Origin of the sequence: Paracoccus fontiphilus, assembly GCF_017356265.1 — a bacterium.
GTDB lineage: Bacteria > Pseudomonadota > Alphaproteobacteria > Rhodobacterales > Rhodobacteraceae > Paracoccus > Paracoccus fontiphilus.
Genome location: NZ_JAFNAW010000098.1, coordinates 1 through 8,803, shown reverse-complemented (window position 1 = coordinate 8,803; position 8,803 = coordinate 1). Strand labels below are relative to the sequence as shown.

General features: G+C 68.2%; 10 protein-coding genes. 3 read left to right on the top strand and 7 right to left on the bottom strand.

From position 1 onward, the window contains the following. The coding region (locus J0F76_RS19180; protein ID WP_242690441.1) for an aldolase/citrate lyase family protein at positions 1-437 on the top strand (437 nt) is incomplete at its 5' end. On the opposite strand, the gene J0F76_RS19175 is transcribed toward J0F76_RS19180, so the two are convergent. The 3 genes from J0F76_RS19175 to J0F76_RS19165 are packed head-to-tail and all read right to left on the bottom strand — an operon-like array spanning position 434 to position 3,073. Further along, complete coding sequence (locus tag J0F76_RS19175; RefSeq protein WP_207471955.1) at positions 434-919, bottom strand: flavin reductase family protein; 486 nt, start codon at positions 917-919, stop codon at positions 434-436. The two genes, J0F76_RS19180 and J0F76_RS19175, sit on opposite strands and share 4 nt — an antisense overlap. Before the next feature lies 1 nt (position 920). Continuing rightward, positions 921-1,841 (bottom strand): LysR family transcriptional regulator, encoded by a 921-nt coding sequence (locus J0F76_RS19170; RefSeq protein ID WP_207471954.1) that lies wholly within the window; start codon positions 1,839-1,841, stop codon positions 921-923. 41 nt (positions 1,842-1,882) lie between these two features. Continuing rightward, positions 1,883-3,073 carry an acyl-CoA dehydrogenase family protein gene (locus J0F76_RS19165; RefSeq protein ID WP_207471952.1) on the bottom strand — a complete coding sequence of 397 codons (1,191 nt, stop codon included), beginning with the start codon at positions 3,071-3,073 and terminating at the stop codon, positions 1,883-1,885. 162 nt (positions 3,074-3,235) lie between these two features. Here J0F76_RS19165 and J0F76_RS19160 point away from each other — a divergent pair, with 162 nt between their 5' ends. After that, complete coding sequence (locus J0F76_RS19160) at positions 3,236-3,832, top strand: flavin reductase family protein (RefSeq protein ID WP_207471950.1); 597 nt, start codon at positions 3,236-3,238, stop codon at positions 3,830-3,832. A 49-nt stretch (positions 3,833-3,881) separates the two neighbouring features. Here J0F76_RS19160 and J0F76_RS19155 read toward each other — a convergent pair whose 3' ends face one another. Together J0F76_RS19155 and J0F76_RS19150 are read right to left on the bottom strand one after the other, a co-directional pair. Continuing rightward, positions 3,882-4,373 carry a Zn-ribbon domain-containing OB-fold protein gene (locus J0F76_RS19155; protein WP_207471948.1) on the bottom strand — a complete coding sequence of 164 codons (492 nt, stop codon included), beginning with the start codon at positions 4,371-4,373 and terminating at the stop codon, positions 3,882-3,884. Positions 4,374-4,375: 2 nt separating this feature from the next. Next, a complete protein-coding gene (locus J0F76_RS19150; RefSeq protein WP_207471946.1) occupies positions 4,376-5,536 on the bottom strand; it encodes a thiolase family protein in 1,161 nt (386 codons plus the stop codon). A gap of 204 nt (positions 5,537-5,740) precedes the next feature. Between J0F76_RS19150 and J0F76_RS19145 the strand changes: the two genes are divergently transcribed. Further along, positions 5,741-7,417, top strand: coding sequence for an ATP-dependent acyl-CoA ligase (locus J0F76_RS19145; protein ID WP_207471944.1), 1,677 nt, complete (start codon positions 5,741-5,743; stop codon positions 7,415-7,417). Positions 7,418-7,533: 116 nt separating this feature from the next. Here J0F76_RS19145 and J0F76_RS19140 read toward each other — a convergent pair whose 3' ends face one another. Both J0F76_RS19140 and J0F76_RS19135 read right to left on the bottom strand, forming a co-directional pair. Beyond that, positions 7,534-8,112: a YceI family protein gene (locus tag J0F76_RS19140; protein ID WP_207471943.1), complete on the bottom strand. Its 579-nt coding sequence runs from the start codon at positions 8,110-8,112 to the stop codon at positions 7,534-7,536. Positions 8,113-8,209: 97 nt separating this feature from the next. Next, positions 8,210-8,803 (bottom strand): YceI family protein (locus tag J0F76_RS19135; protein WP_207471942.1); only part of this gene is annotated, 594 nt, incomplete at its 5' end.

The window sequence follows — 8,803 nt, the reverse complement described above, 5'->3', positions numbered from 1 at the left end:
CCGTTCATGCCGCGCGCTTCGCGCCCGAGGGCGGACGCGGGGCAGGGCCGGGACGCGCCGCCGCCTATCTGCGCGACATTCCGGGCGCCATCGCGCGCGCGCGGCGCGACACGGTCGTCGCCCTGCAACTGGAAACGCTGGAAGCCGTGGCGAATGTCGAGGCGATCCTGGCCGTGCCGGGAATCGACTTGGCCTTCATCGGACCGGGCGACCTGGCCGTGGACCGCGATGCCAGGGGCGAGGCCGCGCCGCTGTCCGACCTGATCGACCGCATGGTGGCTGCGGCCAGTGCGGCGGGCGTGCCGGCGGGCATCTTCACCGCCACGCGCGACGCCAGCCGCGTCTGGCTGGGACGCCTCGCATTTGTCATCGAGGGGTCGGATGCGCTGTATCTGACACGGGCCAGCGACGACGCGCTGGCGCCGCTGCCCGCCTAGCCTGCCGCCTGCAGGCGGTGGAACCGCGAGCGCGCGTAAACCAGCGCGCCGCCCTCTGCCAGAACCGCGTCCTCGATCTCTCCCACGAAGATGCGGTGGCTGCCACTGTCGCTTTCGGTCAGCACCCGGCAGGACAGGCAGGCCAGGGCGGTGGTCAGCCGGGGCTGTCCAAGGCCCGTGTCGGTCCAGTCGCCCGCGCTGAACTTGTCGGCACCCTGCAGCTTGCCCGCGAAGGCCAGGGCGATATGGTCCGATTCCTCGTCCAGCAGCTGCACGCTGAAGCGTCCGGTGGCGCTGATGGCGTCGCAGGTCGCGGACTTGCGGTTGACGCAGACCAGCAGGCTGGGCGGGCTGTCGCTGACCGAGCAGACGGCGGTCGCGGTGATGCCGCGCCGGTTGTCGCCGCTGCCGGTGGTGATCAGCGTCACCGCGCCGGGAAACAGCGACATCGATCGGCGGAACAGGTCGGTCGTGATGGCCATGTCAGCGGTCCTCATGCAGCGTTTCGGTGATCAGGTCGGCGAACCAGCGCAGCGCCGGATCGGTGGCAAAGCTGTCATGCACCCACAGCTTGATGTCATAGGACGGCAACGCGAACGGCAGGTCGCGGGCGACGAAACCGCCGCGATGCTGCAGCCGGGTGAAGATCGAATGCGGAAAGATCGCGACGTAGTCGGTCTGCTGCACGACATCCGGCACGATGGTGAAATGTTCCAGCCGGGCGCGGGTGGCCAGGCCCAGGCCGCCATCCTCGATCAGCTTGCGCGCCATGTGATAGCCGGTGGCGGCGCGGCTGACATCGACAAAGGACAGCGCCTGGAAGGCGGCCTCGGTCCATTCTCCGTGCTGCGCGGGATGGCCGTCGCGCATCAGGCAGATCATCCGGTCGCGAAGAAGCAGGCGCCCCCGGCACCGCGCGGATTCAAGCTGCGGCAGATAGCCGAGCGCCAGATCGACCTGCCCGGACCGCAGCGCGCCTTCGGTATCGGCCGGGTCGATGCTGACCGAGGACAGGCCCGCATGGGGCGCGTGCCTTTGCAGGGCCGCAAGGATTCGCGGCATCGCGAACAGCTCTCCCGTGTCGGTCATGGCGATGCGGAACTGGCGCTGGCTTTGCGCGGGAACGAAGCTTTGCGCCCCGTGGATGGTCTGGTCCAGCAGCGACAGCGCGGCTTCCAGCGGCTCGCGCAGCTGCGTGGCGGTGTCGGTCGGCTCCATTCGGTTGCCGATGCGCTGGAACAGCGGATCGTCGAAGTGTTGGCGAAGACGGCGCAGCGCGTGGCTGACGGCGGGCTGCGTCAGGCCCAGCCGCTGCCCGGCATCGGTCAGGCTGCGGGTGTCCCAGATCGCCAGGAAGACCTTGACCAGGTTCAGGTCGAAGCGCGCGGCATGTCCCTTGTTCATGCGCGGAACCTGCCCCATTCCCGCGATGGATGAAACCACGTTCATGGATAGCCGCGCGGCGCGTCCAGGCCGACCAGGACACGGCCCGCGTTCTCGAAGATCATGTCGGTGACGGCGGCGTGCTGGGTGACGACCATGGCGTCGCGCAGGTGACGCTGCATGGGGTTCGACTTCGCGATCACCCCCATGCCCGCGACGGTATAGCATCGCTGCACGACTTCCGCACCGACCTTGGCGGCGTTCGACGCGGAAAGCCGCAGCATGTTGTTTTCGTCCAGCGACACAGGATCACCGCGCAGCAGGCTGTCCCAGGCGGCCTCGGCGGCTTCATAGAAGAACGCGCGCGCGCCCCGCAGCTTGGCCTCGGATTCCGCGATGGCCGACAGGTAATAGGCGCGGTCGCACAGGCGGGCGTGGCCCACCGCGATCTTGGCCGCGCCCGAGACCTGCTTGGCGGCCTCGATCGCCGTGCGCGCCAGGCCCAGGTTGCAGGCCGCGTGGACCTGTGCCTGATAGGCCATCGCCGGATAGCGATACAGTGGCTCGTCGAAGATGCCGGGGGCGCCGCGTTCGCAGATCCACATGTCGGGATAGACCTTGTCCGTGACGGTCGTGTCATGGCTGCCGGTGCCCTGCATCCCCGACACGTCCCAGCATTCCACGATCTCGACCTCGGACGCGGGGGCCACGGCCATCATCACCGTGGGCGGCGCGTCGGGTTCGGCGCCCTGCGGCACGCCCGCGATGCCGACGCCGATCCAGTCCGCGCCCTTGCAGCCCGAGGCGAACTTCCAGCGGCCCGACACGCGCCAGCCGCCATCCACGCGGGTGGCCTGCTGGACCGGATGCAGCCCGCCCGCGAAGACCTGGTCGGGGCCGGTGGCATACATGATCGCCTGCGCGGCTTCGGGCAGGGCGGCGGTATAGGTGTTGGCCGAACCGAAGGCCGCCACCCAGGCGGCCGAGCCGTCCACCGTGCCGATCCGGTCGATCATCTTCAGGAAGTGATGAGGCGCCATGGCGTCGCCGCCGAACCGGCTGGGGGTGGAGGACCGGAAGATCCGCGCGGCCTTCATCAGGGCCACGATGTCGCGCGGGACATGGCGGCCCGCCTCGATCTCGTCGGTGCGGGCCGCGATCTCGGAGAGGAGGTGCCGGAACTCGGCCGTTTCGGTCAGGCGCGAGAAATCGGTCAGCGTCGCGGCCGAGGTGGCGCGGATCGGTTGATTCATGGCAAGCGTTCCCTGTCGTCTTTTGTCCAAGGGAACACGGGCGGGCCTTATCAATCAAATTGATTGTCCGAATATTGCCCATTCGCGGCAGGAATGAAGCGATGGGCGCCATGTGCCGAATGAATTGGCAATGCGCGCGGCCTTGTGGCACCGGCTTGGGGCATGGAACATCGCTTCTTCGACTTTGACGACATTGCGCCCGCCGAACGCTATCGGCTGATGGCCAATGCGGTCACGCCCCGTCCTGTCGCCTTTGTCACCACGCTCAGCCCCGAGGGGGTGGCGAACGCCGCGCCCTTCTCGTTCTTCGGGCTTCTCAGCCACGATCCGGCGACCCTCGCCATCGGGATCGAGCCGCGCCCCGACGGGCGGCGCAAGGACACGGCGCGCAACATCATCGAGACCGGTGCCTTCACCGTCCACATCGCCGATGCCGCCCTTGCCGCGCAGATGGACGCCTGCGGCGCCCCGGTCGAACCCGAGGTGGACGAGATCGCCTTGGCGGGCCTTGCCACCGTGCCGGGCCAGGCGATCCCCGTGCCGCGCCTTGCCGTGGCCCCCGTCGCGATGGAATGCCGGTTGCACTCGCTCGTGCCGCTTGGACCGGCGCGCGACATCGTGCTGGGCACGATCCACGGCTTTTTCCTGCGCCGGGACGCGATCACGGCGGCGGGCCATGTCGATCAGGACGTGCTGGACATCATCGGCCGGGTCGGCGGGGCCGCCTATGCGACCACGCGCGACCGGTTCCGACCCTAGGACGGTCCTCCTTGTCCGGCGGCATCAAGCCCGCGGACGAACGTAGGCCTTACGGTCGGTCCGGATCCGCCAGATGCGCGGCTGCAGCGGCCGGGTCCATGGTCAGGTCGCGCAAGCTGGGATCGTCGGCCACCTCGCTGCTTTCGGGGTGCAAGGGAAAGGCCAGAAGCAGCGGCTTGCCTCCCCGGTCCAGCCGCAGCGACAGCCTGACGCGGCCCTCGGGCGGGCAGTCGCGGTGCAGGATCGCGATGATGGTCACGCCGCAATCGGCGCGCACCAGGCCCTGCCGCACCGGCGGGCGTTCGCGAAAGAACGGGTCGCCGGTGATGCGGATGGTGGTTTCCGACAGCAGCAGCCCGCCCGCCGGTGCGTCGGTGACGGCGATGTCCTGGGACAGGCAGGTCGGGCAGATGTTGCGCACCGGATAGATGAAGTTGCCGCAAGCCTTGCAGCATTGCAGGGCAAAGCGCCCGGCGGCCGCCGGCGCGACCAGGGCAAGCGTGGCGGCGGAGCGCGGCTGGGGCGGAAGCATGGGGGGCATGGTCATGCGGCCTCCAGGATGACGGCGCCCGAGGCAAGCCCGCGGTCATAGTTGATCATGCCGAAGCCAAGCGCCATGGCCCGCCGCGCCTTTGCCACCTGCCGAGCGCCTGCCTGGCCCGTGACCTGTCGCAGCGCCTCGACCAGGCCCAGATGCCCGCCCGCCGCGCCGGCCTGCCCGACCGACAGTTGCCCGCCCGAGGTGTTGTGCGGGAAATCTCCCTCGATGCGCAGGTCGCGGCTGCGCACGAAGGCCGGGCCCTCGCCCTTGGCGCAAAAGCCCAGGTCCTCGAACTGCATCATCACGATCACCGGATAGTCGTCATAGGTCTGCAGCACGTCGATCCCCTCGGGCCCGCAGCCCGCCATGCCGTACAGCACGTCCACGTCCCTGGCCCATCCGCCCCGGACCTGCACGGGATCGCCGGGGAACTGGTTGTGCCCCTCGATCGCGGCGGTCAGGCGCGCGAAGGGGATGCCCTGGGCGCGGGCGGTTTCCTCTCGCATGACCAGAAAGGCCTCGGCCCCGGCGCAGGGCATCACGCAGTCGAACAGGTGCACCGGATCGGCCACGGGCCGGGCGGCCATGTACTGTTCCAGCGTCAGCGGCGTCTTCATCAGGGCATCCGGGTTTTTCAGCGCGTTGTCGCGCTGCGCGATGCAGATGCGGGCAAAATCCTCTCGGGTGGCGCCAAAGGCTCGCATGTAGTGGCGCGTCAACAGGGCGAAGCTGGCATTGGCCCCGCCCGCGCCCATCGGATAGACCGCGTCCTGCGCGAAGCGCGAGAAGCTGGCAAGCGCCTGCCTGAAGCTGTCGGGCGTGTTCGTGTCCGCCCCGATGCAGGCCACCACGTCGGCGTCCCCCGCCTGAACCGCCCGCGCCGCCCGGCGCAGCGACACGACGGCAGAGGCGCCGCCCAAGGGAACGGTGTCCAGATGGCGCACCGACATGCCGAAATGCTGGGTCAGGCTGATGCCGCTGTCCGGCGCCAGGCCGAAGGATGCCACGGAAAGCCCGTCCATGTCGGTATGCGCGATCCCCGAGGCTTCCGCCAAGCCCCGCAGCGCAGCACCGGCCCACCAATGCGCCGCGTGTGGCGAGAACCGCTGATAGGGAACGGTGACGGGCGTCGTGACAACAACGCCATCATAGCCATGCCGCACAAGAACCCCCCATATAAATTATGTGTTTGAAGGTATACTGCGATGATGCGAAGCGATGGGCAAGACATATCTTTAAGCTGCAAAACTGCGAAATAATGGAAAATAGCAGTCGACATACAGATGTCGGAGCACTGGCAAAAATTGCTTGATGGCGCAGCATTATGTTTTATGGTTGAAGAAATATGATCGACAGGGGCTACCGGCATGACCTCCCAGCACTCGACCTTTCTGCCAGAGCACGATCTGCTGGAGCCTGCCCGCGCGCGCGCCTACTGCGCTGCCTCCCATGCCCGCGCCGATGCGCTGGAGGCCGAGGTCGCACCGGCCTGCCGCCACTTTCCGGCCCTGCTGCGACGTCGCATGGATGCGGCGCCGGACCTGCCGCTCGTCCGGATCGGGGACCGGCACCTGACGGCGGCGCAGCTTTGCGACAACGCGGCACGCTGGGGCGGGATGCTGACCGGGGCCGGGGTCGCGCGGCACGACCGGGTGGCGATGCTCTGCGGCAACCGGATCGAGTTCCTGGAGCTTCTGGCCGCGATCGGCTGGATCGGCGCGGTCTCGGTGCCGATCAACACTGCCTCGCGCGGGTTGCAGTTGCAGCACATCCTGCAGAACTCGGGCGCCAGGGTGCTGATCATCGAACGCGCGCTGCTGGAAGGGTTGTCCACCATCGACCGCACAGGTCTGCCGCTGGAAACAGTGTGGGTGCTGGATGCGGACGGGGACGACCTGCCTGCGGGCACCGCGCCGCTGCCGCAGCCGGGGCAACCGGTGGACTGCGCCGATGTGCGGACCTCGGACGCGTTCTCGATCCTGTACACCTCGGGGACGACGGGGCTGTCCAAGGGGGTGATCTGTCCCCATGGCCAGTTCTTCTGGTGGGCGATCACCACCGGCCGCCAGCTTGGCATCGAACCCGGCGACGTGCTGCACACGACCCTGCCGTTGTTCCACACCAACGCGCTGAACTGCTTTTTCCAGGCCTTGGTCTTCGGCGCGACCCAATCGCTGTCGGAACGCTTCTCGGTGTCGCGCTATTACGACCAGCTTCGCGCATCAGACGCGACGGTGACATACCTTCTGGGCGCCATGGTGCCGATGCTGCTGTCGCGCGACGCCTCGCCCGCGGAACGCGACCACAAGACGCGCATCGCCCTGGCCCCCGGCGTCCCCGGCCATTTCCATGCCGAGTTCACGCGCCGCACCGGAATCCTGCTGCTGGACGCCTTCGGGTCCACCGAAACCAACAACGTCATCCAGACCGAGGCCGACAGCGTCAACCCGGGCTTCATGGGGCGCGTCGCCAAGGGCTTTGCCGCCCGTGTCGTGGACCAGGATGATTTCCCCGTGCCGGACGGGATGCCTGGCGAATTGCTGCTGCGCGCGGACGAGCCCTATGCCTTTGCCTCGGGCTATCTCGGCATGGCCGAGGCCACGGTCGAGACATGGCGCAACCTGTGGGTCCATACCGGCGACAGGGTGGTGCGCGAGGCGGACGGCAGCTTCCGCTTCGTGGACCGGATCAAGGAAACCATCCGCCGTCGGGGCGAGAACATCTCGTCCTTCGAGGTCGAGCAGGGCGTGCTGTCCCACCCCGCCGTCGCCACGGCTGCCGCCTATCCGGTGCGGTCAGAACTGGCCGAGGACGAGGTGATGGTGGCGGTCGTGCTGAAGGACGGCGCGATGCTGGATCCCGCCGACCTGATCCGCCATTGCGAAACCCGGATGCCCTATTTCGCCGTGCCCCGCTTCGTGGACCTGCGCACCGACCTGCCGCGCACCGAGAACGGCAAGGTCCAGAAGTTCAAGCTGCGCGAGGAAGGCGTCACCGACACGGCCTGGGACCGCGAGGCCGCCGGACTGTCGGTCAGGCGCTGACATCGGCCTGTTCGCCGTCGCGGCCCTTAGCGGGCAGGACAGGCGACGCCGCAGGGCCATCGGCATGCTCGACCGGGCGGCACCGCGCCCGGCCGGATGTTACGTATTGTCGCGGATCACTCCGCCGCCATGGCCTCGACCGAGATGCGGACGGCGACATCGTCCGAAACCGCCGGGGCGAACATGCCCAGGTTGAAGTCGCTGCGCTTCAGCGTGGTGGTCGCGTTGAAGCCCATCCACGGCTTGTTTTCCATCGGGTGGTTGCCCTGCTGGTTCAGCACGGTGTCCAGGACGGCCTCCTTGGTCACGCCGTTCAGCGTCAGGTCGCCCGTGATCAGGGCCGTGTTGTCGCCCGTCACCTCGATCGACTTCGACACGAAGGTCACCTCGGGGGCAGCGGCCTCGCTGCCGAAGAAGTCGGCGGACAGGAAGTGCTCGTCCCGGCCCTTGTCGCCGGTCATCAGCGAGGCGACGGGGAAGGTCGCCGTGACCGAGGAGGCAGCAGGATTTTCGGCGTCGAAGGCAATGGTGCCGGTGATGCCGCTGAACATGCCTGTGGTGGTCGAGAAGCCCAGGTGCTGATAGTCGAAGACGACCTGGCTGTGCGACGTGTCGAACTGGAAGTTCTGCGGCTCGGCCAGGGCGGCGCCTGCGGCAAGGGCGAAGGCGGCGGTCAGGGCGGCGGTCTTGAACATGGGTATACTCCTTGGTTGATGGGGGATGGTTGGCGGAAAGCCGGGGAAAAACAATGGAAGGATGGGCGGGAATGACACGGGCCGGTGCACGATCACGTCAGGACCGGGCCGTCAGGCCGACCTCGAGCCGGACCGGAAAGCCGACCGAGGATTCGTTGTCGTAGCCCTGGCCGATGTTCCAGTCGCGTCGGTCCAGCGAGGCTTCGCCCGTCATCGTCGCCACGCCGTCGGTGATCCGCAGGCTGAAGGGCAGGGTCACCGGAACCTCGTGTCCCTTCAGCGTCAGGGTGCCTTGCGCGACATGGCCGTCGCCTTCGGGGCGGATGTCGGCCTTGAAGACGGCGACCGGATGCTGCGCGACATCGAAGAACTCGGCGCCCTTGGCCTGATCGGTGACGGTGCCGATCCTGACCGAGTCCATGTTGATCGTGACCTCGACCCGGCCGGTGCCGGTGTCCGCATCGAAGTCGATGGCGGCGGTCCAGTCCGAAAAGCCGCCCTCAACCTCGGTGCCCATCTGCAGGATGGAAAAGCCCAGGTCGCCCTGGATCACGCGCCAGCCCGAGGCTGCCTGCGCCAAGGGTGCGGCGGTTTGCGTCTGCTCGACGCGCGGGGCGACGGCAAGGGCCGCGCCGGCGGCGAAGACCGCAACCGCCGCAAGGGCGGGGGCACGGTGGCGTCGCGCCGGGGC

Excerpts from the sequence above, each read along its gene's own strand:
- J0F76_RS19175 (WP_207471955.1), bottom strand. The coding sequence starts at position 919 with ATGGCCATCACGACCGACCTGTTCCGCCGATCGATGTCGCTGTTTCCC.
- J0F76_RS19160 (WP_207471950.1), top strand. The coding sequence starts at position 3,236 with ATGGAACATCGCTTCTTCGACTTTGACGACATTGCGCCCGCCGAACGC.
- J0F76_RS19140 (WP_207471943.1), bottom strand. The coding sequence starts at position 8,112 with ATGTTCAAGACCGCCGCCCTGACCGCCGCCTTCGCCCTTGCCGCAGGC.
- J0F76_RS19155 (WP_207471948.1), bottom strand. The coding sequence starts at position 4,373 with ATGCCCCCCATGCTTCCGCCCCAGCCGCGCTCCGCCGCCACGCTTGCC.
- J0F76_RS19170 (WP_207471954.1), bottom strand. The coding sequence starts at position 1,841 with ATGAACAAGGGACATGCCGCGCGCTTCGACCTGAACCTGGTCAAGGTC.
- J0F76_RS19165 (WP_207471952.1), bottom strand. The coding sequence starts at position 3,073 with ATGAATCAACCGATCCGCGCCACCTCGGCCGCGACGCTGACCGATTTC.
- J0F76_RS19145 (WP_207471944.1), top strand. The coding sequence starts at position 5,741 with ATGACCTCCCAGCACTCGACCTTTCTGCCAGAGCACGATCTGCTGGAG.